This is a genomic window from Snodgrassella sp. (assembly GCF_024103505.1).
Lineage (GTDB): Bacteria > Pseudomonadota > Gammaproteobacteria > Burkholderiales > Neisseriaceae > Snodgrassella > Snodgrassella communis.
Window position 1 is genome coordinate 20055 of the sequence record NZ_JAGGIJ010000012.1, and the last position, 23504, is coordinate 43558.

A 23504-nucleotide genomic window follows, 5' to 3' on the forward strand; every position below is an offset into this window, starting at 1 on the left:
TCCTATGTATAGGCAAACATTTTGATGTGTCTGCGGGAAAATCTCAGATTTCACTGACGTTTTTGCCTTGTAGGGCGCGCTGAATATTGCGGTTCATGCGTCTGGCCGCAAACTCATCAGTTGCGTGACTCAGGCTATGTATGGCATCGCGGATATCCTGTGCATGGCCATGCTTAATCTGGTGTTGGGTTTGGTCAAGTGCTGTCTGAATGGCCTGCTGTTCTTCGCTGCTGAGTAAATCAGCATCCAGTGTCAGGGCGCTACTAACCGCTGCAATAATGCTTTCTGCTTCTACTGTGGCCTCAGCACGGGCACGCTGTTGGGCATCTGCCTGTGCATGGGTAAAACTGTCTTTCAGCATTTGGGTAATGACGGTATCGTCTAAGCCATACGATGGTTTCACTTCAATATGAGCTTGTACGCCTGTGGTTTGTTCGCGGGCAGATACCGATAATAAACCATCAGCATCGACCTGAAATGTTACCCGTATGCGAGCTGCTCCGGCTGCCATTGGTGGAATGCCGCGCAGGGTAAATTGTGCCAGACTGCGACAATCGCTAACCAGTTCGCGTTCGCCTTGAACCACATGGATCATCATAGCCGTTTGGCCATCTTTAAAAGTTGTAAATTCTTGAGCACGGGCAGTGGGCAAGGTGCTGTTACGCGGAATTACTTTTTCTACCAGCCCACCATAAGTTTCTAGACCCAGTGATAATGGGGTTACGTCCAGCAGCAACCACTCATCATCATTTTTATTGCCGGCCAGTACATTAGCCTGCATGGCCGCTCCTAGTGCCACTACTTCATCGGGATTGAGGTTATTCAGTGGTGTTTGACCAAAGAAAGTTGCTACAGCCTGCTGCACATGCAGCATACGGGTAGCACCACCTACCATGATTACGCCTTTGATATCAGTTTTGCTGATATTGGCATCACGCATGGCCTGTTTAACTGGTTCCAGTGTTTTGGCCACCAGTGGCTGGGTTAGCTGATGGAAGGTATCGCGACTGATATCAGTGAGAATCTGCTGGCCATTGGAGAGGGTAGCTGCAATGGTGGTTGATGCTTCATTGGTCAGGGCTTCTTTGGCTGCACGCGAGAGCGATTGTAATAGCGCACTGTCCTGCGCATTTAACTGAGATAGTTTATTCTGTTCCAGCAACCAGCAGAACAGACGTTGATCGAAGTCGTCACCACCTAGGGCACTGTTGCCATTAGTTGCTTTAACTTCAAATAAGCCGCGGCTTAGGGTTAAAACTGACACATCAAATGTTCCGCCACCAAGATCGTAAACAATGAATGTTCCTTCTGCGGCATTATCCAGACCATAGGCAATGGCAGCAGCAGTTGGCTCATTAAGTAACCGTAAAACATGCAAACCTGCCAGCCGGGCGGCATCTTTGGTTGCCTGACGCTGTGCATCGTCAAAATAAGCTGGTACTGTAATTACGACACCGGCAAGTTCTCCGCCTAAGCTATTTTCTGCCCGCGTTTTCAAAACACGCAGGATATCAGCGGAAACATCAATCGGGGTTTTATTACCGGCGCGAGTGTGAATACTGATGATGCGCTCATCATTTGTAAAATGATAAGGTAAATAGCGGGTTTCAGATTGATTTCTGATATCGTCTAGGCTACGGCCAATCAAACGTTTAGCTGAACTGATGGTGTTAGCTGGGTCAATCCGCTGGGCTTTTAATGCGTCTGTTCCTACTTCTGGAGGACAATCCTGTTGATAACGTACAACTGAGGGCAGTGTAATCCGCCCCTGTTCATCTGCAAGGCATTCTGCATGGCCACTGCGTATGGTTGCCACCAGACTATTGGTTGTACCTAAGTCAATACCAACAGCGCGACGGTGTTCATGCGGGGCAGAGGATAGGCCGGGCTCGGCAATTTGCAATAAGGCCATAATCTGAATTTTGTCCTGATTTTAAAAATGACTTAACGATTTGATTTTTTTCAAACCATGTTTGCTGCTATAACGATGATTATATCAGGGCAGTGCTGCCTGAATTTCTGTCTGTAATTTCTGTAAAAAACGACCCAGACGTACCAGCTCGGCCGCCTTTTCCAGTTGATTCTGCGTGAAAGCGGTAATCAGCTCCTGATTCAATTTGTTTTGCTCCTGCTGAATCGTAGCAGCCAGCTCATGTAGTGTTGCTGCATCCGCTTTGGCACGGGCGTCTTCCAATGTTTCACGCCATTGCATTTGTTGCATTAAGAAATCGGCTGGAAAATGAGTGTGTTCCGGTGCATCTGCGTCAATATTCTGCTGTTGTAACAGATATGCGGCACGATCTAAGGGATTGCTCAGGATACGATAAGCTTCGTTTATCGTAGTGGCCAACATCATTGCCTGTTTCTGTTCGAAAGCACTTTTGGCTGCAAATTTATCTGGATGGCACTGTGCGGCCAGCAGGCGATAATTCTGCTCCAGCTGTTTGTCGTCAATATCAAACTGTTCAGGTAATTGAAAAAGGGCAAAGTATTGGTTCATGCAGTTCACCTTGTGGTGACAACAGGGTTGGAGTAGAAATGGCCGAACGATAGTGGCTGTGGTTTTCTGGCAGATTTAATATCTTCAGAAAAAACAGCTATTGATTGCTTAAACGTGAAAGCTTTCACCACAACCGCATTCGTCTTTGGCATTGGGGTTGGCAAATTTAAAACCTTCCTGCAAACCTTCTTTGACGAAATCAAGTTCTGTTCCATCCAGATAGACATGGCTTTTGGGATCAATAAATACTTTGACGCCGTGTTGCTCAAAAAGTAAGTCTTCTGGCTGGATTTGGTCAACAAATTCCAGCGTATAAGCCATGCCCGAGCAGCCACTGTTTTTAACACCAAGACGAATACCTTCGCCTTTACCACGTTTGGTCAGATAGTTACTTATGTGCTGGGCAGCTTTTTCAGTCAGAGAAATCATGTTTTCTCCTGTTTAAAACTTTTCCTGAAATTTAACGCAAAGCATATTCAGGAATCGTTATGATTACGATTAAAACGGCGTTTATATGAAGAGAGAAAAAAGCGTTTAATTTCTATTTTCTCTTCACAATTAACGCAAAAGTGTGTACTAGAATATCGAAGCTGGTGTTCAGCTGATATCGGTTCACTACATTCCAGACAAGACTGTCTGGTACGCATTTTGGCATAGTCTGGATTTACTGTATTGATTTCATGATCATCATTTTTTTCAGTAGAGGATTCATTATCATTTACGGTACTGCCAAAAATCATCATACTACTCGTTATGTTTTTTCCGATAATCAGCTACAGCAGCCTTGATCGCGTCTTCGGCCAGAATAGAGCAGTGAATTTTTACCGGAGGTAAGGCCAGTTCTTCAGCAATAGCACTGTTTTTAATGGCCAGTGCTTCATCCAGACTTTTACCCTTTACCCATTCAGTAATCAGGCTGGAAGAGGCGATGGCTGAACCACAGCCATAAGTTTTGAATTTGGCATCTTCAATGATACCGTTATCACTTACCTTGATTTGTAATTTCATCACGTCCCCACAGGCAGGTGCGCCCACCATCCCTGTGCCTACATTCTGGTCGTTCTTTTCAAAAGAACCGACATTGCGTGGATTTTCATAATGATCAATGACTTTGTCACTATAGGCCATAAGAGTGTTCCTTATATTTTTGTCATTTTCGGCTTCGATAAAGATTCTTTGCCGTTAAATTATCTGTTAAGCACCAATCTGCCGATGTAAACACGGCAGTAGTCAGCTAATCAGTGAGCTGCCCATTCAACTGTATTCAAATCAATACCTTCCTGATGCATTTCCCATAACGGTGACAGCTCACGTAATTTACCGATTTTGGATTTAATCAGCTCTGCGGCATAATCTACTTCGGCCTCAGTGGTAAAGCGCCCGAAAGTGATGCGCAGTGAACTGTGAGCCAGTTCGTCATTGCGCCCTAATGCACGCAGTACATAGCTTGGCTCTAGGCTGGCCGATGTACAGGCAGAACCACTGGAAACGGCAATATCCTTAACCGCCATAATCAGGCTTTCACCTTCAACAAAGTTGAAGCTGATATTCAGATTCTGATAAACACGATGTTGCAGGTCGCCATTGATATACACTTCTTCCACATCTTTAATGGCATTCAGAAAGCGCTCGTGCAGTGCCTTGGCATGAGCATTGTCCTTATCCATTTCCAGCCGAGCCAGACGGAATGCTTCGCCCATACCGACAATCTGATGTGTGGCCAGCGTACCGGAACGAAACCCGCGCTCATGCCCGCCGCCATGCATCTGCGCATTCAGGCGCACACGCGGCTTGCGCCGTACATATAAAGCACCAATACCTTTAGGACCGTAAGTTTTGTGTGCCGACATGCTTAATAAACCAATCTGATTGGCTTTTACGTCGATGTGCACTTTGCCAGTAGCCTGTGCTGCGTCAACATGAAAAATAATACCTTTCTCGGCACAGATGGCACCAATCGCCGCAATATCCTGAATCACGCCAATCTCATTATTCACCCACATGACGCTCACCAGAGTTGTATCCGGGCGAATAGCTGCCTCTAGTTCGGTCAGATCAATCAGACCATTTTCCTGTACACCCAGATAGGTAACTTCAAAACCTTCGCGCTCAAGCTCGCGCATGGTGTCCAGCACGGCCTTATGTTCCGTTTTGACCGTAATCAGATGTTTACCCTTACTGGCATAAAATTGTGCCGCACCTTTTATGGCCAGATTATCGGATTCAGTTGCGCCAGATGTGAAAATGATTTCTTTTGAATCAGCACCAATTAATGCTGCAATTTCATTACGCGCATTTTCTACTGCTTCTTCTGCTTGCCAGCCAAAACTGTGGCTGTTAGAAGCCGGATTGCCAAAGAACTCAGTCAGGTAAGGAATCATTTTTTCTGCCACACGCGGATCAACCGGTGTAGTGGCTGAATAATCCAGATAAATAGGAAGTTTTACGGTCATTGTCGTGTTCTCTTTAATTTAATATTCATGGCAGCGCAGGAGTTAATGCAGATTTATTAGAGTAATCGGCTGCTCAAGGCTGCTTTTTTGTTCGTTACTATTCTTACGGTAGGTTTCTTGGTTCAAAATACATTGCAAAGTAATCCCACGCAGATAGCTGTCTATGGTTTTGTTCAAGTTGGCCCATAAATCATGCGTTAGACAAGGCGTGCCATCCTGACAATCAGCGCTGCCGCCACATAACGTCGCATCCAGAGTGTCTTCTGCCGCAGCAATAATGTCGGCAATATTAATTTGAGCAGCATCATGACTTAAAACATAGCCACCACCCGGACCACGAATACTTTCTACCAGCCCGGCACGGCGTAATTTGCCAAATAACTGCTCCAGATAAGACAGGGAAATGCGCTGGCGTTCGCTAATCGCCGTTAGGTTTACCGCACCAGATTGCGCATGCATGGCTAAATCCAGCATGGCAATAACAGCAAAGCGCCCTTTGGTGGTTAAACGCATGACAAAACCCGAAATAGATTGACAATAGATGAATTATCTAATACCCGACAATTTTAGTCAACTTTACTTATGGTTAAATCAAGGAATTATGCTGGAACTAATCTTATCTAAAATGAATAAAAGCTACTGAATATCCGCCAACTGTGGCCGCCAAAATGCTTTAGGCGATAACACTGGTCTGATGATTTACCGGTTACAGTCATTTAATCAGCGTGGTTAATCGCTTTTGCCCATTCTGATAAAGCCAACAAAATCGGACTAAGCGACAGGCCTTTATCAGTAAGCGCATAGTTGACCTGAATCAGCGGTTTATCCCCTTTTACTGTTCGAGAAATCAAACCATCTCTTTCTAGTTGTTTGAGCTGTAAGCTTAACGTCATCTCCGTAATATCGGGTATGTTTTTTCTGAGCTCACCAAATCTTTGTGACTTGTCACGCAAATAATAAAGAATCACGCCTTTCCACTTACCGCCAATCAAATTCATGGCCAGACTAATGCTGCAATGATAGTTTTTACTTAGATAAGAGATAGCACAACTGTTTATCGAATTCATGATGCCCTTCAACTCTCAAATTTGATAGTTATAGATTTTTTTGAAAAGAATGGATCATTATGGCACTTATGATTCTGGCTCACCCGGATTTTGATCATTCAATAGCGAATAAGGCAATCAGTGCAGAGTTAGTGTTAAAAATGCCTGATCTTGAAATCAGGAATATTCATCATTTATATCCTGGCTATCAGATTGATATCAGCGCCGAACAGGCGGCCTTACTCAGGCACAAACTTATTATTCTCCAGTACCCGATGTATTGGTTTAATATGCCAGCCATTTTAAAAATCCGGTTTGATCAGGTATTCACTTATCAATTTGCTTATGGTTCCAAAGGAAATAAACTGAAAAATAAAAAATTATTAGTGAGTATGACTGTTAAGCAGCCAGAAGAGAATTTTAAATTAGAAAATCATTTTCTTATCAATGATTTTCTGCAAGCTGTGAAAAAATCAGCAGAATATGCGCAAATGGATTATTTAGGCTATATTGCTTTGTATGGTGTTTCTCCTGTAGCAGGGATAGCCAAAGAAGAAAGGATAGCAAAAACAAAACAGCATAGCCTGAAGTTATTTAATCTTATTCAGCAATACCGCTAAATATGTAAAGATATTTCTAATCGTGAATATGCTGAAGATCAGCTGTAATCAGCGGAACCACTTGCGCACAGTATCAAGGCCACCAAAGCGCACGCTGATTGAAGTAGCGGCCTGTGTTTTTGGTTTTGCATGATAAGCCACACCAAAGCCGGCCGCCTGTAGCATCGGAATATCATTAGCTCCATCACCCATGGCCACGACCTGCAATTTGTCCAGTCCAAGTTTATCTCTATATTCAGCCAGTAAATCAGCTTTAGCCTGTGCATCGATAATCCTGCCAGCCAGTTCACCGGTTAACGCATCATTTTTTACCATTAACTGATTGGCAAAAGTGTAGTCAAGCCCGTATTGTCGCTGCAACCGTTCAGTAAAATAGGTGAACCCACCGGAAACCAGCATAAACTTCACGTCATACTCATGACACTGCTGTAACAGCCATTGAGCACCCGGTGATAATTTCAGCACATTTTCATATACACGCTGTAGTTCAGTAACCGGTAAACCTTTTAACAGAGCTACGCGCGCACGTAATGACTGTTCAAAATCAATTTCACCACGCATGGAACGTTCGGTTATAGCCGCAACCTGTGATTGCAAGCCCACACCGGCAGCAATTTCATCCACACATTCAATCGTAATCAGCGTGGAATCCATATCGCTGATAATCAAGCCCAAATCAGCAAAACTCTGGTCTGGCACAATGGCAAAATCAATCTGCTGCTCAAGTAATTGAGCCTGCACTGATTGAGCTAACTGAAAATCGGCACTTACCGGCAGACGCAGTACAGAATCATTAAATGTATACTCTGGTGCTGGCGGGATAATCGTATGTAAAGCGGATAAATCACACTGGCGCAAAGCAGCTTTTTGTAAAACCAGAACTAAAGACATGACAAATACACAGCTTGACAAAAATAGCTAGTATAGACACCGGCGTCATGGTTGACAATAAACAGCCAGAAAAGAAATCACCGTCGAAAAAGAAGAAAGATAGTGAGGATAAATTTAAATTTAATTAACATATTAAAAAAATAAAAAAACATAATTTACACTACATTCTTAAAATCTAAAGAAAAAACACAAACCAGTTTGTACAATGCAGCTTTTTGTCCAAAATGGCGGTCATGCAAGGATAAATTAATATCCAGAAATTTTAATATTATTGCTATCATTCTGGGTCGCATCTTTATGGAGTTATTACATGCAACACCCCTCAACCACCTCATCGGCGGTCGATCAATACCGGGAGCTTACCATTCGCGGTATGATCTTAGGTGCGTTAATCACAGTAATATTTACTGCATCTAACGTGTATCTGGGGCTGAAAGTTGGCCTGACATTCGCATCATCCATACCTGCTGCCGTGATATCCATGGCTGTACTGAAATGTTTTCAGGGCTCAAATATTCTTGAAAACAACATGGTGCAAACACAGGCATCCGCTGCCGGCACCTTGTCGTCAATCATTTTTGTTTTACCTGGTCTGCTAATGATTGGCTACTGGCAGGGATTCCCATTCTGGCAAACAACTCTTATTTGTATTGCCGGTGGTATTCTTGGTGTTATCTTCACTGTTCCATTACGCCATGTGCTCGTAGTCAACAGTGATTTGCCCTATCCGGAAGGTCTGGCGGCAGCCGAAATTCTCAAGGCTGGTGACCACAATCAACCACAGGAAAGCGAAGACGACACACCGCAAAGCGGGGTTAAACAGATTGTTGCCGGCGGCATACTATCAGGTATTTTCAGCTTTCTGGTTAGTGGCTTGCGTGTAGTCAGCGAAAGTGCCAGTGCCTGGTTTAAAGTAGGCAGTGCAGTGTTTCAGGTACCAATGGGATTTTCTCTGGCCTTATTGGGTGCCGGCTGGCTGGTTGGCATTACCGGCGGTATTGCCGTATTGCTGGGTATGTTTTTCTCATGGGGCATCGCTGTACCGTATTTCACCAGTACTACCCCTATGCCAGAAAATGCTACGATGGTGGATTTCGCCATCAATCTATGGGTTACCAAAGTCCGCTATATTGGTGCCGGTGCCATAGCTGTAGCCGCAATCTGGACATTAATCACCCTGTTCAAACCCATGCTTGAAGGCATGAAATTATCTTTTCAGGCCTTTAGTTCCGGCTCAGATACTAACCAGTCACAGGAACGGGTAAATCAGGATTTATCACCCAAAACCATGTTACTGATAATACTGATAACCCTGATTATTCTGGTTGCTACCTTTTACAGTTTTATTGCCAGCGCCCCGATTTCTTTTGGTTTGGCCTGTGCTTTAGTGGCCTGTGCCACTACTATGGCCTTTATCATTGGTTTTCTCGTAGCCGCAGCCAGTGGCTATATGGCCGGCCTGATTGGTTCCTCTTCCAGCCCGATATCCAGTATCGGTATCGTATCCATCGTTATCATATCTCTGGTATTTATGGTAATTGGCCAGTCTAGTGGTATTTTTGCCATGGCTGGCGGCAATCAATTTATGACCGCACTGGCACTGTTTACCGCATCAGTAGTCATGGCTATTTCCACTATCTCCAATGATAACCTGCAAGATTTAAAAACTGGCCATCTGATACAAGCCACACCGTGGCGGCAGCAGGTAGCACTGATTATTGGCAGTATTGTTGGTGCCATCGTTATTTCACCAGTACTGGAGCTGCTCTACAACGCTTATGGTTTTACCGGAGCCTTGCCACGATCTGGCATGGATCCTACTCAGGCACTCTCTGCCCCGCAGGCAACCCTGATGACTACCATTGCCAAAGGCATTTTTTCGCATAATCTGGAATGGATTTACATCAAGGCTGGTGTATGTTTAGGTATATTCCTGATTGTTCTGGATATAGTAATAAAACGTCTTCGCCCGGGCTGGAGCATACCTCCACTGGCAGTAGGCATGGGCATTTATCTGCCTGCTTCCGTTAATATGCCTATCTTTATCGGCACCGTACTTTCATATTTCTGTATGCGGCATATCAGAAAACGTCATACAGATCCGAAAATTCAGGAGCGTGAATTGAAAGCGACAGACCGTCGCGGTACCTTATTAGCAGCCGGTCTGATCGTGGGTGAAAGTATCATTGGTGTAGCAATGGCAATGATAATTGTTGCTTCCATTGCCTTAGGAGAGGGTGAAGCACCTCTGGCACTGAATCTGCACAACTGGGATAAAATTGGTCAATTATTGGGATTGGTTTTCTTTGTTTCAGCTATAATGATACTAGTTAGACAAATTATGAAAAAATAATTGTGTTATTTAAAACCATAAAAAACAGCGCTTTAAAAGCGCTGTTTTTTATGGTTACTTACAAAAAGCTATTAATTCAAGCTTTTATTACGGTTATAAATTGTTTCAAATATTTATTTATATAGTGCTCTATCCATTTGCACAAATAGTGTTATCAACTCAATTATTTCTGATCTTGAAAAGAATAACAATACTTAGTAAAAAATAAAATCCAATTTAATTCGATTTTGGCACGCCTACAGGGATTCGAACCCCGGTTGCCGCCGTGAAAGGGCAGTGTCCTCGGCCACTAGACGATAGGCGCATAAATATTAAATGGGTGTGGATTATTCCTTAAGTGCGCATATATGTGCCAATTAATTTATTTGGTCAGGTTTATATCTTCGATATCTGACATTCGGTAGATAATTTTAGCAGATTTAGCTACTACAATAAATAAGTTTTAATACAATTACTATATTGGCATTTTGTAGATTTTGATATTGCTTTATTTATCCTGAGGCAGAATTAAGAATTTTAAAATTATATTTAAATGAACTCTTTTTTCACAAATTAATAATTAACTTAAGGTAAATATAACTTAAATCTATTTAAATAAAAACTTGGCTTATTAGTATAAATTTGCTATTATATTATTAATATGTAAATATTAATTTTTAAAGGTGGTTGAAATGGTTTATTTTACAGTTACTGCAACCGATGGTAATAAGGCAATTATTAATGGTAATATGATTAATAAAGTGATTGATTATGGTTCCTATCGTGCCATATACCAAGGCAGTGATACTAATCACTATGCAGTTCGGGATAGTTTATCTAGCATTCAGGCTGCTTTGAACAGGTAAGCAAGAGCTATACAGGTTTAATTTTTATCTTTTGATGGGGGAATAAAGAGAATGAAAACTGGTTTAACTTACATTGCAATGATAATGTTGTTCTCATTCTCAATTAGCAATGTATTTGCATATAACCCCTCTCAGTTTGATAAAGTACGCTTAAAGCAGAGTTGTAAAAACGAGCTGGAATCACCGTTTAAAGATTTTGCCGGTACGCCCAGTTGCGATAAGCTGAAAAAAATCGAAGCTGAGGAAAATCAACCCACTTACCGGATAATACATGAACAGTAATTGTTAAATTTATTTCTGGTAAATCTGTTATTAATCGTAGCCTGATCAGATCAGTCAGATTACTACGCTACCAGAAATGTGCTACTGAAAGCGCATGACGTTGTAAGTTTGGTGCAGCTAACTTTATTGATAAATAGGCTGATGAATTCAATACCCTACATGTGTTCAGCAGTCCGAAGGACTAGACAAATCAAGCGTTAATGTTTTGTGTTTTATATGGTTCGTGTGTATAGGCTATTTAATGAGCTTTCAAATGGTAATCAATAGCAGTGAAGCTTCGTTCTGCTAGTTCTGGTCTGTCAATTCCGCTATTGTTTGCCACTACAAATTGGCAGTTGAGCTTAAATTGTTTTATTTATCCTATAATTTTCTTTATATTCTTCGCTCCCAATAATTCTTTTCTTTATAAGATTTAATATCATTTTCTTTAATTTTTTGCTTTAAATATTTCTTAAAATTCCTTGTTCTTTTTTCAATAGCATACCTATTTAATACACTCTTAAATTTGAATTTCCTATGTGCAACTATTGTTTTTCATATTAATAAGTTTTCTGTTTTCCGTAGCTATTCCATGCTTACCGGTAAACTGACCGTAATATCAATGTCTAATGCTTCACGATTAAAATTATCAATGACATTGAAGGTTCTAAACCTGCCTTGATTGCGACTGCTGTCACTCATAAAATCCATTGACCAGCACACCTAGCTTATTGGGTACTGATTGCCTTTCTGGACTCAGGGGAGGAATACATTTTTACGCTTTATCCTAGGATTAAGCTTTAATTTAGTAATAAACTCGACAAACGTGTTTATAATATCCAAGCTTTCTAAATACGATTAAACCATTTAGGAAAATTTTAGTGAAAATGCCTATTGGTGATTGATACTTAGGTTGATGAGCTAAGGAATCTAGTGTATTAGTTTGATTTAAAGAGTTGAATCTAAAACTTTTTACAAATTGAATGATTTATATATAAACCATTCAATTTGATATTAAATTTCAATCATGTATTCAATTTACTCTGTTTTTTTATATTATCATTTTTCTTTTCTGAAGATTTATTAGATGAAATTTTTTCAATAATGTTGTTAAACATATGCTCGTATGGTGTATTTGAAATTGATTCATCCTTAACTAATCGCAAAGGTTCATCATTGATTATTTTTAGTAATGATTTAATTAGATCTTGCTGAAGCTCTGGAGAAATATCTGAAGTTTCTTTTCTATAACCTTCATAACTTTGGCTTACAGATGATTTAAATCCGTAATCTTCCGCAAGTTTGAATAATTTATTGATTTGCGTTGTTGATAGCCAAGCAAACCATAATGGTGCAGAAATACTTAATATTGTTGTCAAAGCTTGTAACAATATGGCTATTGAAGAAATATTTTGTTTATCGTATAAATTTTTTAAGTCTTGTACTTGGTTTCCTCCTATCCACCATAAAGCTAATAGTGATAAAATCAGCCCTATAATCCAACCATACGTAGAATAATTTAAAAATTTAGCTCTAGCTTTAAAAGAACCTGCTAAACCGTTTGTAATTGCTATTCCGTAAGCCTTGGCAGAATCATCTCTGGATTTTTTACATTGGTTAAGCATTTCTTCTGCTTGGATATTTTGTTGGTTTAATTCATCTAGAGATTCCTGTGCTTTTATTTTTATATTTTCTAATTCTTTTTCAAAACCACCAATTGATTTATTGATTTCAGATTTAGAATTTTCTTCGAGTTTAGTTAGCTCATTGCTTAAATTTAAATATTGTTTTTTAATTGAGTTTAATGAATCTGATATTTCTTCAATATTATTTATTTTTTTTATTACCGATTGCATTGATTGTACAATATTTTCTAATCTATAAATATTAGATCTTTGACTATCTATATCCTTGTCTAATTTAATTAAATTTCTTTTAAAATGCGAGGTTGTTATATTATATGAGGATATGGTATTTTCAAGCAAAATCAATGTTATAATTAATGAGTTAAAGTACTGAAAATTTCTGGGATTTTTTAAATTTAAAATTAATTTCTCTCGACAATTAATAATTTTTTGTATAAAATAATCTAAATTATTATTCAAATATTTTATAATGGTATTAACGTTTTCACCTTTTAATTGTAAAATTTTATTTATTAAATTATCTATTAAATCATAAATTTCATTTAAACTTATTGCAGGAAATGCTTCGAAATTAGAAAAATTGCATAAATCTTGATTTTTATCTATAAATATTTTTTTATTAGAAATTTCTTGATCAAGAAAGTATTTAGTTTTTTTTAATTCATTTATTAGTATATTAGCAACTTGGTGGTTACCATGCATTGATGAAAATAATTCGTTGTGAGACATATTTTTTCCTTTATTAAGCGTATATTAAATAGAATAATTGGTACAAACCATTTATTAATTTTTTTCTATAGAATTCTTTAAAAATATCAAAAGTAAATTTAAATATTTTATACTATTATTTCAATTTACATAGAAATTAGTTTAGATAATATTAATTATTGTTGTTTAATTGATACTATTTTAAAATTATTTTCTTAAATTAAAAATTTAAGTATTACTTTAAATCCTTCCTGTATACCTTGATTATTTCTCAGGTTAGTCAATTTTATTTCCAGCCCATGCAATTGCGCAACACTATCTACAATAGACAATCCCAGTCCGCTGCCGCTACTTTCCTGTCCGGCCGGGCGGAAAAAGCGTTCGCGCAGGCGTTGCAGGTTTTCGGGGGCAACGCCGTTGCCGGGATTAGTGATAGTGATATGATCGGCAGCCAGTATTATGTTGATGGCGCTGTATTTGGGGCTGTAGCGGATGGCGTTATCGAGCAGATTGCGGATAAGAATGGTAAGCAGGGTAGGGTCGCCGGATAGTGGTAGCACGGCTGCTGGTTCACTTTGAAACTGACGCTGGACGCGGCAATGGCGTTCGCGTGCATACAGGTTGACGCTTTCTATGGCCTCGCTGGTGATGTCTGTCCAATTTACTTTAGCGGTGTAGGGCGGTGCAGTAAGGGGGTCGAGTCGGGAGAGGGTAAGGAGCTGGTCGACCAGGTGGGTGGTGCGGTTTATGCTGTGCTCAATATTGCGTACGCGCTGTTGCTGGGTGTCGTCCAGATTGGTTAGAGCAAGGACTTCGGTTTGTACTTTGAGTGCAGCCAGTGGACTGCGTAGTTCATGGGCGGCATCGGCAGTGAAGCGTAATTCGCGTGCGCGGGTTTGTTCGATGCGCTGGAGTAAGTCGTTCAGTGCGGTAATTATGGGCTGGATTTCGGTTGGTACGGTGCCGGATATCGGGCTAACGCTATGCGGGTCGCGCTGGTACAGGGTTTGCGCTAGATGCTGGAGGGGTTTGGTACCACGGCGTACACCCCATGCGATTAGCCAGAGCAGTAAGGGCAGGGCAAGGATGGATACGGCCAGTTGTGACCACACGGCGCGTAATACGGTTTGCAGGCGTTCATGCATACTGAATGATACTGCCACTTGCAGTTGCAACTGCGGGTCATGCAGGTAAAAGATACGCCATGCATGGCTTTGCCACCAGTATTCCTGATTGACAAAGCCCTGATAATTGCTTTTATAGGCAATGGTCTGGCCGGTTTGATCGGCATTAATTAGCTGCCCTTTATACCAGATGGCATAGCCAGATTCTTTGCTGTCGATAAGACCTCGCTGTGATTTGGGTATAGGTGGTAAGGTTGGGTTGTAGTTGCTATTAAGGTTAATCGGGGTATGCATCAGGCGCTGTGCCAGCTGGCTCATCTGAGTATCGCTGGCTTCGTTTATTTCGTGCATGACGGCTGCTGCGCTAATAAATGCGGTGACTATCCATAGTATGGGTAGGGTGATACCAAGATAAATAAGTAAACGCCGGCTAATGGCTGTGGTTGGTTTCATGGTACCTCTCCGAGCTGGTAGCCAAGCCCACGCCGGGTACGGATGATCGTGGTGCCGATTTTTTTGCGTAAATGGTGTACGTGGACTTCTACGGCATTGCTTTCAACTTCCTGTTCCCAGTTATACAGTTTGTCTTCAATCTGGGCGCGGCTGAATACCTGCTGTGGATGAGTTATAAGTAGTTGTAATAGCAACCATTCGCGCTGGGTAAGATTCAGTGGCTGGCCGTGTAAACTGGCACTACAGCTATTCAGGTTAATGCTAAGCTGGCCAAAGCTGATTTCTGCATGGCTGATACCTTGGCTACGACGGATAAGGGCATGTAAGCGGGCAATTACTTCGTCAAGGGCAAAGGGTTTGCCCAGATAGTCGTCAGCACCAGCATTGAGGCCGGCCAGCCGATCAGGTAAGGCATCGCGGGCGGTGAGAATCAGCACTGGTGTGTTAATTCCTTGATTGCGCCAATGCTGAAGCACTTCCATGCCGTCTGTTTCTGCCAGACTTAAATCGAGTATTACCGCATCATATGGTGCTGCACTTAAAGCCTGTTCGCCCAGTCGGCCAGATGCAAAGATATCACAAACCATGCCATGCTGGTTCAGGCCGGCATTGAGGCCATCTGCGATATCACTGTCGTCTTCAAGAATCAGTATACGCATGTTTTTTCAGATAATAATACCGATAATTCGTCCTATCATACTGGTGAATGCGAGTGCAAGGATGCCTAGTATGGCTATTCGAATTACGGCAGGGCGTTTGGGTGCTCCTCCCAGATGGGCTGATATACAACCAAGAATACCAAGACCAATTATGGTCGTGATGGACAGTATGCTCATTAGCCATACGGTGGAGCTTAATAAAGATAGTAATACTGGTAATAAGGCACCGCAAGCAAAAGACAAAGCTGAGGCCAGTGCTGCCTGCAAGGGATTGGCTTTGCTAACTTCAGTGATACCGATTTCTTCCCGTGCATGGGCTTCAAGGGCATTGTGTTCAGTTAAGGCGACTGCAACCTGTTGCGCCAGTGTTTTGTTCAAACCACGCTGACAATAAATATTGGTGAGTTCTTCCAGTTCCACTTCCGGATATCGAATGAGAGAATCTTGCTCTTTACGTAAATCCGCAGCTTCAGTATCGCGCTGGCTGGAAACAGAAACATATTCACCAGCAGCCATGGATACTGCACCGGAAACGAGAGCAGCAATGCCGGATATGAGTAAAGTATGCTGATTTGGTTCAGCAGCAGCCAGTCCCATGAGCAGGCTGGCGGTAGAAATCAGGCCATCGTTTGCGCCCAGAACACTGGCGCGTAACCAGTTATTACGATTGGAAAAGTGCTGTTCCTTATGCCATGATTGACTCATTTCAGACTCCTGATAAGTACAGAATCGCACATTACAGACATATTGTGCTACGGTATCACAATGCTACTGTCTGGTGTTGCGCTTTACCTTAAGCTTTACTTAAGGCTGTTTATTTACACTAGCCATTGTTTAATCAACAGGGGCTGGCGATGCAGTCAAAGTGGGTATTAAGCAGTAATCAGATAGTGCTATTGCTGAGCGCTTATATTCTAGTGATATTGAATATGGGTTTCTGGCATTATCTGTTTCAGCATGTAAGTCTGAATCATAATGTCATTTTTTGGTTAACAGTGCCCATATTGATGTTGGCAGCAATGAATTTCTGTATGCAGTTGTTGTTCTGGCCATATTTGCACCGGTTCATGGTGCCACTGCTGTTATTACTGAGTTCTGCGGTAAGCTATGCAGTGATGATGCAGAATGTTTATTTTGATGCCAATATGCTGCAAAATATTCTTCAGACTAATCTCGGTGAAGCGGGTGCCTGGTTAACGCCGCAATTTTGGATGTGGCTGGGAATCACTGGTTTGTTACCGGCACAGTGGTATTGCTGGGGAATAAGTATCTGCTATGCCAATTCGTGGTATTGTGAGCTGGGCAAGCGATTGATTGCCATAACTGCTTCACTGGTTCTAGTTATCGCTATTATTCTGCTGGCCTATGGCAGCTATATTTCTTTTTTTCGTAATAATAAGGCAGTTAATCATTTAATTGTGCCCACAAATATTATTGGGGCTACGCTGAAAACCGTTTACAACGTATATGATGCACATCGACCCTTACAGCGTATCGGGCTGGATGCCAGCCATCAACGCCATGGGCAAAAGAGGTTGCTGGTGCTGGTGGTGGGTGAAACCACGCGGGCGCAGAGTTGGGGACTGAATGGCTATTCTCGTCAGACTACACCAGCATTAGCAGCAATGGGAGAGAATGTAATTAATTTTCCGCAGGTAACTTCCTGTGGTACCGCCACAGCAATTTCCTTGCCGTGTTTATTTTCTAATATGCCACGCCACCACTATAAAGCCAATCTGGCCAAACATCAGGAAGGCTTGCTGGATATTCTGCAACGCGCAGGTGTGGATGTGCTCTGGCGTGATAATGATGGTGGCTGTAAGGGAGTATGCGAGCGTATCCGTCATGTGGATGTGCGGGATTGGGCTCCTGATTTAAAATGCACTGGCGATGGCTGTCTGGATGAAAGTATATTGATTAATTTGCGTGCCGTCATTGCGAAATTACCTGATGATGCAGTGCTGGTGTTGCATATGATGGGCAGCCATGGCCCGGCTTATTACCAGCGTTATCCCGATGTATTCCGGCATTTTATGCCTACCTGTGATACCAACCAGATTCAACAGTGTACGACTGAACAGTTACGCAATACCTACGATAATACGGTGCTGTACACTGACCATATACTGGCAGAAATCATTAGACTATTGCAAAGTCAAACCGGTTTGGCCAGTGCGATATGGTATTTTTCTGACCACGGTGAATCACTGGGAGAAAATGGTATGTATCTGCACGCTACACCTTATACTATTGCACCAGCGGAACAAACCCATATACCTATGCTGTTGTGGGCTAATCATGATTTTGCCCGCACAAGCAAGCTGAATATGAACTGTCTGCGCCAGCATGCGTGGCAGCAGGCGTTTTCACACGATAATATTTTTCATTCGGTATTGGGATTAATGGATGTGAAAACCAGCGAATATCAGACACAACTGGATTTATTTACACCGTGCCGGCAAAAATAATTTCGAGGATTTGATTGTAATATAAGCTGTTAAATGACCTTTTTAGCTGTGATTTTAATCGTTAAGATTTATGCTTGGCTGAGTTCAGGCTCGGTATCGGCAAATTGCTGTAACCATTTTTGGGTTGCCGATATATCAAAAGCCTGACTTGCATAGCCCATCAATTGCAGATTTTCAGGCAGATAAGAATCATATTTTTCCCGTTTTCTTTCTGATACCATTTCCGCAAGTGTCCAGGCTTCACCCCATTGGGCTTGAGTAAGTTGTTGCAATACGGCTTTCACCTGTTCAATAGAAGTATCAGCTATGGTAATGATTCCCGCATTGATATCTACTGATAGTTTCTCCCGTAGTAGTTAGACTATTACTTTCAAATATAGGCGGTATTCCGCCTATAGTATGCCGAACAAGAATAATATTCTCCTCGGTGCCGATATCAATTATTCGCCAGTGTTGTCCGGTAAAATGATATTTTTCCCGCTGGTAGGCAACTTTTAATGTACAGCAAACAATACAAAAATTTCTTACATATTAATTGATAAATATTATCTAAATTCAATTAGACCATCAATTTCTTCACTTATTACTTTCATGAGCTCTTGTATTTCATCATCACCATTAATAAATATGTAAAAAGTGTCTAAGCGTGGATAGTATTTTTTAAAAAATTTGCCTTTTGGAGTGCCTGGGGGACAAAAATTAAATGAAAGTACAGTAGAATTTGCCATTATGCACATAAAATCATCCCAATGAAAAACCCCTTCCATATCATCAGCTTTAATTAAGAATCCTTCTGCAAAAAAAGCACAATAACTTTCTATCGGCCATTCTAAATTGTTGTATAATTTTTTTAATCTTCTTATTTCCGAAAAGACAGCGAAGTAATGTGAGATAATCGAGATGACAAGTCCAATAATTGCAAATGCTAAAATGACAAGACCTTGAACAGCAAGCTTATTTGGCCAGATAAAGAAAACACTTGCCAAAAAATATACAGGCCAGGCCACTAATAAACCAATCAATAACTTTATTCTTTTTTTGGGAAAATAAAGATGGCGTACCATTGCAGGAATTTGAGAAAAAAGAGTCTCTTTAGATTCTAATTTAATGTTACGTTCAAACAGAAATGTTGCCTCTTGGGGATCAAAGGCAACATACACATTTTTGACATATTTTTTTAACACTGTAAAATTTCCTTATATTATTTTAATTTTAATTATTAAAAGTCATATTATAAAAGATTTTGAATTGGATTGTAAAACTCAATTATTAAAATGCCAACTTATAAAAATTGATCAGAGAACTTGCATCCAGCTTGTTGCATATAGATATATATTTCATTAATTTAGAATAAAATTCTTCGTTTGTCTTCTATTGGCATGCAAATTTACAAATTTCTGTTCCAGAGCAATTGCGTGTACTACATTCATAAAAGACATTTTGTCTGAAGTATAATCAATCTGAAAGCAGCATCACCACAAATATTCTGTATCATGGCGTTTAGTTCATTAACACAGCCTACCTAAATATGTAGTTTACCGATTTTCGGGGTAAAGCCTGATTTCAGAAATGAAGTAACGGCTTCTCTTTTTTTGTACCGATTCTTTTTCAATCATTATTTTATCAGTGTAGTTTAACCAGTATTTTAAAATCTATATAAATATCATTATTATCTTTGATCAACAATGCATCTACATAGTCATAAGCCCATTCATTGGTGCTTTCAATCGCACAATCTGACAACAAATTAAACCGTTTACAGGGCTCTATATGCTTATTGCGTATTCTGGTGCTCTTTACAGCATTGTGCAGTTGAACTGGAATCATATTCCGGTGAGCAGTGCAACCAGTCCAGTGCCAAACTGGCTTTTATTGGCTTTTCATTTTTTACCGGTACTACTAGAATCAATTTAAAAAATAATTCATTTTTCAGTTGTGGGTAGTAATAGGCGTATCTAGTGCTAGCCATCGGCTTTCTACCGTATTCTCAAGACTAGAAATTTTGGTACGGCTGGCAGAGGTAATCGTAAAAGTTGCCAGTTCATCATCTACTGCTGTGTCCGCAGATTCATTATTCTGTACCATTAACTTAGCAATTGGTGCACTAACATTAGCTTGGGCAGAAGATTGTTGCGACAGGCTGTTATTTGCAGGATTTTCTGGTTTATTGCCAACGTTGTGGAGTGTGGCGGTAGCTTTATTTTTATTCGTACGATTGCGTGGCTTAGGTGCTGGCTGTATATGGTTTTTTTACTAGAGAATATCACCATTAAAATACCAACAATCACAATACAAGTAAACATGCCATTCCACTATAATCCAAAGGTTAAAAAACTATCTCAATTGAACATAACAGCTTGATAAAAAATTAACTGGAAAATACAAAATGATTGCAAGTATATTATCAGGTAGTACAACAGTATTTATGCCTAAGCCAAATATATTGTCGATTTCAAAGCTGAAAATCGGATATTTAGAGTTCGTGCTGTTTTCTGTACAAACCGTTTACATGACCAGAAGCATTAACTAATAAATAAATTGTTAACAGCAATAACCATTGAAAAGTGTTAAATACACTTAATACCGGTGATCTAATCATATCGATGAATGATTATTGATTTTGCCAGACTGTATGGGTAGTACACTTATGCTCAAGCTGCCGTATAATCTCTCCTTTCCCTGTTGGATGTGAAAGAAACAACGCATGTGGTTTAAACAATTAAGTATTTATCCGCTAAATAAAGAAAATTTGCCGGAGCTGGAAACATTAGTAGACAAGCTGATTGAAGCTGAATTCAAACCCTGTATGGGACTGGACTGGGACAGTATTGGTTTTGCCAGCCCTGTGTCATTTAGTCCAGAAATGGTATTTCCGGCACAAAATATCTGGCGTATTGCGCTGAAAAAAGAAGAAAAAGTATTACCGGCAGCAGTAGTACGCGATATTCTCGAAGAAAAAATTAATGAAATCCGCGAAGCCGAAGGCCGCAATGTTGGTCGCAAAGAAAAGATGGAATTGAAAGAAACCATCACCGATGACTTGCTACCGCGTGCATTTACCAAAAGCAGCAAAACTGAAGCAATGATTGATACCCAGCGTGGATTATTGTTGATTAATCAGGCTAATGCCAATCGGGCAGAAATGCTGCTTACCAAATTGCGTGATGCGCTTGGCGGACTGGAAGCAAAATTACCGCGTACCCAGCAATCACCGGGTAGTCTGATGACCGAATGGTTATTAAATGGCACAGCCGCCGGCCATTTTGAGCTGGATAGTGATTGTGAACTCAAAGGCCTTGGCGATGCAGCACCAGTAGTGCGCATTAGTCATCAGGATTTAACGGCTGAGGAAGTGGTTAATCTAGTCAAAAACGGCAAAGTTGTGACACAGTTAGGGCTATGCTGGCAAGATAGAGTACGTTTTGTATTGACACAGGACTTTACTTTGAAACGTATTCAATTTCTGGACGTGATTCAGGAAGAAGCGGCTGGGCAGGGCGATGATATGCAAAGCGTCACCTTTGCCTCGCAGATTCTAATGGCTGAAGCATTGGGTGACTTACTGGCTGAGCTAGTTCATCATCTGGGTGGCTGGTTACCTGAATAGTGGCGTAAATTGACGCAATTTGCCTGCAAAGACAGCATTGGCTTCGGTATAATGCACTAAATTTATCAAGAGTATTGTCATGAGTATTAAATCCGACAAATGGATACGCCGCATGAGCGAAGAGCATGGCATGATTGAACCGTTTGAACCAAATCAGATTAAACAGGTAAACGGTGAAAAAATCATTTCCTATGGTACTTCCAGCTACGGCTATGATATCCGTTGCGCACGCGAATTTAAAATTTTTACCAACATCAACAGCACCATAGTTGACCCGAAAAATTTTGATACACGTAATTTCGTTACCGTTGAAGACGATTTTTGCATTATTCCGCCGAACTCCTTTGCATTGGCACGTACCGTAGAATATTTCCGCATCCCGCGTAATGTTCTAACCGTGTGTCTGGGTAAATCTACCTATGCGCGTTGCGGTATTATCGTCAATGTTACTCCGTTCGAACCAGAATGGGAGGGATATGTGACACTAGAGTTTTCCAACACCACACCGCTGCCAGCAAAAATCTATGCCAACGAAGGTGTAGCACAAGTACTGTTTTTTGAAAGTGACGAAGAATGCGCCACTTCCTATAAAGACCGCGCTGGCAAATATATGGGGCAAACCGGAGTGACTTTGCCGAAAGCCTGATGGGTATTACCAGAAAAGGACGCAATAGCGTCCTTTTCTTTAGCCAATTAGCGTTTGAAAGCAAAATACACCGCGCCAAGTATACAGCCAAAACTGAGCAGATAATTGAGGCGAAACTCATCTTTCAGATAAAGAACAGCAAACAGAGTAAACACCACCAGTGTCACTACTTCCTGAATAATTTTCAGCTGAAACGGCTTGATACCCCAATATGCCCCCAGATGATTGGCCGGCACAGCCAGACAATATTCAAATAAAGCCATTCCCCAGCTAATCAGAATAATTTGCCACAGTGGAAAACTATAGTTACTGGGTTTAATGTGCCAGTACCACGCAGTAGTCATTACCAGATTGGAAGCAGTGAGTAAGCCGATAACGATTAAGTAGGGCATATTAATATCAACAGTACAATTAAACAGATACCTTAAGTTGTAGCTGCCCTGAACATAAATATCAACCATTCTAGCTTAACTGCAACCAATATTTTTTGCAAAGATAAATACATTAATACATTATAAATTCTTAACTACAATAGCTTCACAGTGATATAAATTTGCCACAAATACCTACTAAACTGCTTTATTTAGCATGTATTGATATTAACACATCAACTTAAACTACCATTTAAAGCGTAGACCGTCCATAAGTTTCCAGACCAATTACCTGTTATCTTTCCACAACACTTATTTATAATATCCTGATACTTTGCATAGTACACGGTTTATTTTATTTATCGAAATTGGTAGAATGTTAAGAAATAGTAATGACATAGATTGTAGTAGTCATTAAATTTGTAGAATATTTACAATAAGGAGTTGTGAGATGAATCAATTCAGATATTTATTATTCGGTATACATTGATGGTTATTTAAGATTAAATAATCTCCTGCAAAGAATTTATCATTACCTGAGCAGTCTATAAGGTAATGACATATAGCTGGGTGATTGTTTATGCCATTTATTTAACCACCATTATATGTTAAGAAATATAGCACAGCCGGTATTCTCATCGTTCCTGTAAAGATCAACTAACAGTATCTAAACAGTTTCCAGCGTGCAACACTGTTAACACAAAATTTAGCCAATTAAACCAAGCGTATTAACTTTATCTAAATCAAGAGCAGCGTAAAAACATCATTATCAACCAGTTTCAATTAGCACAATAGGTGTAAAAATGAATAAAAACCGCTATAAAGTCATCTATAACAAACATCGCGGACAAAT

Annotated in this window: 25 protein-coding genes, 1 tRNA gene and 1 pseudogene; 7 read left to right on the forward strand and 20 right to left on the reverse strand. The window is 40.6% G+C overall.

Features of this window, described 5'->3' with window-relative positions:
- Positions 1-43 precede the first annotated feature (43 nt).
- The 8 genes from hscA to J6578_RS09870 form a co-directional block, all read right to left on the reverse strand.
- Positions 44-1912 carry a Fe-S protein assembly chaperone HscA gene (gene hscA / locus J6578_RS09835; protein ID WP_239423536.1) on the reverse strand — a complete coding sequence of 623 codons (1869 nt, stop codon included), beginning with the start codon at positions 1910-1912 and terminating at the stop codon, positions 44-46.
- An 84-nt stretch (positions 1913-1996) separates the two neighbouring features.
- Positions 1997-2500, reverse strand: a complete 504-nt coding sequence (gene hscB, locus J6578_RS09840) for a Fe-S protein assembly co-chaperone HscB (protein WP_287954549.1) — start codon at positions 2498-2500, stop codon at positions 1997-1999.
- 108 nt (positions 2501-2608) lie between these two features.
- Positions 2609-2929: an iron-sulfur cluster assembly protein IscA gene (iscA, locus tag J6578_RS09845; RefSeq protein ID WP_037404897.1), complete on the reverse strand. Its 321-nt coding sequence runs from the start codon at positions 2927-2929 to the stop codon at positions 2609-2611.
- A gap of 47 nt (positions 2930-2976) precedes the next feature.
- Positions 2977-3243, reverse strand: a complete 267-nt coding sequence (locus J6578_RS09850) for a TraR/DksA C4-type zinc finger protein (protein WP_239427986.1) — start codon at positions 3241-3243, stop codon at positions 2977-2979.
- Position 3244: 1 nt separating this feature from the next.
- Entirely contained in the window at positions 3245-3628 is a 384-nt protein-coding gene (gene iscU, locus J6578_RS09855) for a Fe-S cluster assembly scaffold IscU (protein ID WP_093092231.1), read from the reverse strand.
- Between the two features lie 110 nt (positions 3629-3738).
- Positions 3739-4953 carry an IscS subfamily cysteine desulfurase gene (locus J6578_RS09860; RefSeq protein ID WP_239427985.1) on the reverse strand — a complete coding sequence of 405 codons (1215 nt, stop codon included), beginning with the start codon at positions 4951-4953 and terminating at the stop codon, positions 3739-3741.
- A 42-nt stretch (positions 4954-4995) separates the two neighbouring features.
- A complete protein-coding gene (locus J6578_RS09865) occupies positions 4996-5466 on the reverse strand; it encodes an Rrf2 family transcriptional regulator (protein WP_100102585.1) in 471 nt (156 codons plus the stop codon).
- A gap of 203 nt (positions 5467-5669) precedes the next feature.
- Positions 5670-5951 (reverse strand): winged helix-turn-helix transcriptional regulator, encoded by a 282-nt coding sequence (locus J6578_RS09870; protein WP_287951499.1) that lies wholly within the window; start codon positions 5949-5951, stop codon positions 5670-5672.
- A 137-nt stretch (positions 5952-6088) separates the two neighbouring features.
- On the opposite strand from J6578_RS09870, the gene J6578_RS09875 reads away from it, so the two are divergent.
- Entirely contained in the window at positions 6089-6619 is a 531-nt protein-coding gene (locus J6578_RS09875; RefSeq protein ID WP_287951504.1) for an NAD(P)H-dependent oxidoreductase, read from the forward strand.
- 48 nt (positions 6620-6667) lie between these two features.
- On the opposite strand, the gene serB is transcribed toward J6578_RS09875, so the two are convergent.
- Positions 6668-7510 carry a phosphoserine phosphatase SerB gene (serB, locus tag J6578_RS09880; RefSeq protein ID WP_287951500.1) on the reverse strand — a complete coding sequence of 281 codons (843 nt, stop codon included), beginning with the start codon at positions 7508-7510 and terminating at the stop codon, positions 6668-6670.
- Between the two features lie 310 nt (positions 7511-7820).
- On the opposite strand from serB, the gene J6578_RS09885 reads away from it, so the two are divergent.
- The gene (locus J6578_RS09885; RefSeq protein WP_239427982.1) at positions 7821-9863 is read left to right on the forward strand and encodes an OPT family oligopeptide transporter; all 2043 of its coding nucleotides are present in this window, start codon (positions 7821-7823) and stop codon (positions 9861-9863) included.
- A gap of 228 nt (positions 9864-10091) precedes the next feature.
- Here the strand turns inward: J6578_RS09885 and J6578_RS09890 are convergent.
- Positions 10092-10167 (reverse strand) — tRNA-Glu (locus J6578_RS09890).
- A gap of 367 nt (positions 10168-10534) precedes the next feature.
- On the opposite strand from J6578_RS09890, the gene J6578_RS09895 reads away from it, so the two are divergent.
- Together J6578_RS09895 and J6578_RS09900 are read left to right on the forward strand one after the other, a co-directional pair.
- On the forward strand, positions 10535-10708 hold the full coding sequence (locus J6578_RS09895; protein WP_176715071.1) for a hypothetical protein: 174 nt from the start codon (positions 10535-10537) through the stop codon (positions 10706-10708).
- A gap of 51 nt (positions 10709-10759) precedes the next feature.
- The gene (locus J6578_RS09900) at positions 10760-10990 is read left to right on the forward strand and encodes a hypothetical protein (RefSeq protein ID WP_093092221.1); all 231 of its coding nucleotides are present in this window, start codon (positions 10760-10762) and stop codon (positions 10988-10990) included.
- Between the two features lie 582 nt (positions 10991-11572).
- On the opposite strand, the pseudogene J6578_RS09905 reads toward J6578_RS09900, so the two are convergent.
- The 5 genes and pseudogenes from J6578_RS09905 to J6578_RS09925 all read right to left on the reverse strand — a co-directional run.
- A pseudogene (locus tag J6578_RS09905) lies at positions 11573-11686 on the reverse strand (IS3-like element ISLbl2 family transposase); the annotation flags it as partial.
- 308 nt (positions 11687-11994) lie between these two features.
- Positions 11995-13344 (reverse strand): transcriptional regulator, encoded by a 1350-nt coding sequence (locus tag J6578_RS09910; protein ID WP_287954550.1) that lies wholly within the window; start codon positions 13342-13344, stop codon positions 11995-11997.
- A 194-nt stretch (positions 13345-13538) separates the two neighbouring features.
- Complete coding sequence (locus tag J6578_RS09915; protein ID WP_287954551.1) at positions 13539-14900, reverse strand: ATP-binding protein; 1362 nt, start codon at positions 14898-14900, stop codon at positions 13539-13541.
- Positions 14897-15559 carry a response regulator gene (locus tag J6578_RS09920; RefSeq protein WP_037408171.1) on the reverse strand — a complete coding sequence of 221 codons (663 nt, stop codon included), beginning with the start codon at positions 15557-15559 and terminating at the stop codon, positions 14897-14899. The genes J6578_RS09915 and J6578_RS09920 overlap by 4 nt, the downstream gene beginning before the upstream one ends.
- A 6-nt stretch (positions 15560-15565) precedes the next feature.
- The gene (locus J6578_RS09925; protein WP_287954552.1) at positions 15566-16264 is read right to left on the reverse strand and encodes a VIT1/CCC1 transporter family protein; all 699 of its coding nucleotides are present in this window, start codon (positions 16262-16264) and stop codon (positions 15566-15568) included.
- A 149-nt stretch (positions 16265-16413) separates the two neighbouring features.
- Here J6578_RS09925 and J6578_RS09930 point away from each other — a divergent pair, with 149 nt between their 5' ends.
- Positions 16414-18027 (forward strand): phosphoethanolamine transferase, encoded by a 1614-nt coding sequence (locus J6578_RS09930; RefSeq protein ID WP_287954554.1) that lies wholly within the window; start codon positions 16414-16416, stop codon positions 18025-18027.
- Between the two features lie 68 nt (positions 18028-18095).
- On the opposite strand, the gene J6578_RS09935 is transcribed toward J6578_RS09930, so the two are convergent.
- From J6578_RS09935 to J6578_RS09945, 4 genes are all read right to left on the reverse strand, one after another.
- A complete protein-coding gene (locus J6578_RS09935; RefSeq protein WP_287954556.1) occupies positions 18096-18299 on the reverse strand; it encodes a hypothetical protein in 204 nt (67 codons plus the stop codon).
- Positions 18300-18572: 273 nt separating this feature from the next.
- Complete coding sequence (locus J6578_RS09940) at positions 18573-19211, reverse strand: hypothetical protein (protein ID WP_239365323.1); 639 nt, start codon at positions 19209-19211, stop codon at positions 18573-18575.
- 439 nt (positions 19212-19650) lie between these two features.
- On the reverse strand, positions 19651-19854 hold the full coding sequence (locus J6578_RS10355; protein WP_353736172.1) for a tellurite resistance TerB C-terminal domain-containing protein: 204 nt from the start codon (positions 19852-19854) through the stop codon (positions 19651-19653).
- Positions 19855-19956: 102 nt separating this feature from the next.
- The gene (locus J6578_RS09945) at positions 19957-20112 is read right to left on the reverse strand and encodes a hypothetical protein (protein WP_239365326.1); all 156 of its coding nucleotides are present in this window, start codon (positions 20110-20112) and stop codon (positions 19957-19959) included.
- Positions 20113-20731: 619 nt separating this feature from the next.
- Here J6578_RS09945 and J6578_RS09950 point away from each other — a divergent pair.
- On the forward strand, positions 20732-21634 hold the full coding sequence (locus J6578_RS09950) for a recombination-associated protein RdgC (protein WP_037408185.1): 903 nt from the start codon (positions 20732-20734) through the stop codon (positions 21632-21634).
- A 79-nt stretch (positions 21635-21713) separates the two neighbouring features.
- A complete protein-coding gene (gene dcd / locus J6578_RS09955; RefSeq protein WP_037408187.1) occupies positions 21714-22280 on the forward strand; it encodes a dCTP deaminase in 567 nt (188 codons plus the stop codon).
- A gap of 47 nt (positions 22281-22327) precedes the next feature.
- On the opposite strand, the gene J6578_RS09960 is transcribed toward dcd, so the two are convergent.
- Positions 22328-22672, reverse strand: coding sequence for a DMT family protein (locus J6578_RS09960; protein WP_239365332.1), 345 nt, complete (start codon positions 22670-22672; stop codon positions 22328-22330).
- Between the last annotated feature and the right edge of the window lie 832 nt (positions 22673-23504).

Bases quoted from the DNA above. Each gene is read 5' to 3' on its own strand.
- hscA (WP_239423536.1), bottom strand. From the start codon at position 1,912: ATGGCCTTATTGCAAATTGCCGAGCCCGGCCTATCCTCTGCCCCGCAT.
- hscB (WP_287954549.1), bottom strand. From the start codon at position 2,500: ATGAACCAATACTTTGCCCTTTTTCAATTACCTGAACAGTTTGATATT.
- iscA (WP_037404897.1), bottom strand. From the start codon at position 2,929: ATGATTTCTCTGACTGAAAAAGCTGCCCAGCACATAAGTAACTATCTG.
- J6578_RS09850 (WP_239427986.1), bottom strand. From the start codon at position 3,243: ATGATGATTTTTGGCAGTACCGTAAATGATAATGAATCCTCTACTGAA.
- iscU (WP_093092231.1), bottom strand. From the start codon at position 3,628: ATGGCCTATAGTGACAAAGTCATTGATCATTATGAAAATCCACGCAAT.
- J6578_RS09860 (WP_239427985.1), bottom strand. From the start codon at position 4,953: ATGACCGTAAAACTTCCTATTTATCTGGATTATTCAGCCACTACACCG.
- J6578_RS09865 (WP_100102585.1), bottom strand. From the start codon at position 5,466: ATGCGTTTAACCACCAAAGGGCGCTTTGCTGTTATTGCCATGCTGGAT.
- J6578_RS09870 (WP_287951499.1), bottom strand. From the start codon at position 5,951: ATGAATTTGATTGGCGGTAAGTGGAAAGGCGTGATTCTTTATTATTTG.
- J6578_RS09875 (WP_287951504.1), top strand. From the start codon at position 6,089: ATGATTCTGGCTCACCCGGATTTTGATCATTCAATAGCGAATAAGGCA.
- serB (WP_287951500.1), bottom strand. From the start codon at position 7,510: ATGTCTTTAGTTCTGGTTTTACAAAAAGCTGCTTTGCGCCAGTGTGAT.
- J6578_RS09885 (WP_239427982.1), top strand. From the start codon at position 7,821: ATGCAACACCCCTCAACCACCTCATCGGCGGTCGATCAATACCGGGAG.
- J6578_RS09895 (WP_176715071.1), top strand. From the start codon at position 10,535: ATGGTTTATTTTACAGTTACTGCAACCGATGGTAATAAGGCAATTATT.
- J6578_RS09900 (WP_093092221.1), top strand. From the start codon at position 10,760: ATGAAAACTGGTTTAACTTACATTGCAATGATAATGTTGTTCTCATTC.
- J6578_RS09910 (WP_287954550.1), bottom strand. From the start codon at position 13,344: ATGTCTCACAACGAATTATTTTCATCAATGCATGGTAACCACCAAGTT.
- J6578_RS09915 (WP_287954551.1), bottom strand. From the start codon at position 14,900: ATGAAACCAACCACAGCCATTAGCCGGCGTTTACTTATTTATCTTGGT.
- J6578_RS09920 (WP_037408171.1), bottom strand. From the start codon at position 15,559: ATGCGTATACTGATTCTTGAAGACGACAGTGATATCGCAGATGGCCTC.
- J6578_RS09925 (WP_287954552.1), bottom strand. From the start codon at position 16,264: ATGAGTCAATCATGGCATAAGGAACAGCACTTTTCCAATCGTAATAAC.
- J6578_RS09930 (WP_287954554.1), top strand. From the start codon at position 16,414: ATGCAGTCAAAGTGGGTATTAAGCAGTAATCAGATAGTGCTATTGCTG.
- J6578_RS10355 (WP_353736172.1), bottom strand. From the start codon at position 19,854: ATGATTCCAGTTCAACTGCACAATGCTGTAAAGAGCACCAGAATACGC.
- J6578_RS09945 (WP_239365326.1), bottom strand. From the start codon at position 20,112: ATGGTACAGAATAATGAATCTGCGGACACAGCAGTAGATGATGAACTG.
- J6578_RS09950 (WP_037408185.1), top strand. From the start codon at position 20,732: ATGTGGTTTAAACAATTAAGTATTTATCCGCTAAATAAAGAAAATTTG.
- dcd (WP_037408187.1), top strand. From the start codon at position 21,714: ATGAGTATTAAATCCGACAAATGGATACGCCGCATGAGCGAAGAGCAT.
- J6578_RS09960 (WP_239365332.1), bottom strand. From the start codon at position 22,672: ATGCCCTACTTAATCGTTATCGGCTTACTCACTGCTTCCAATCTGGTA.